This is a genomic window from Pedococcus sp. P1_H8, assembly GCF_056405175.1.
Genome location: NZ_JBFUCP010000352.1, coordinates 1 through 397, shown reverse-complemented (window position 1 = coordinate 397; position 397 = coordinate 1). Strand labels below are relative to the sequence as shown.

Below are 397 nucleotides of genomic sequence, written 5' to 3'. Positions count from 1 at the left end.
CTGGTCACCTCCTCCCGGCCCATGATCTCGGCCTTGACCTTCTCCGCCTTCGCCATGGTGGCGGGGTCGTGCTGCAGGTCATCCGCGAAGTCGACCAGGAACCGGTTCGCCGCCTGGCGGACCTCGTGCTCGGGGTTGGACCGGACCTTCCAGGTGAACTCGACGAGTTCGCGGTAGATCTTCTCGCCGAGCATGGCGTCGACGAACTTCGGCGACCAGGACGGGCTGTCCCGGTCGATCACCCGGTCGATCGTCGGCTGGCTTGCCAGCRCCCACTGGTGGGCCCGCTCGGCGAGCAGGTCGAGCAGGGGCAGCTGCCGGTTCTCCTTGATCAGCTCGGCGAGGACCTTCCCGATCGGCGGCCCCCACGCCGGCTCGGCGAGCCGCCGCACGATGG

General features: G+C 69.2%; 1 protein-coding gene. It reads right to left on the bottom strand.

The window, feature by feature from the left end; translation table 11 throughout:
* Positions 1–397: DUF445 family protein (locus AC1DYG_RS20340; protein ID WP_477641647.1), on the bottom strand; the 397-nt coding region annotated here is incomplete at both ends.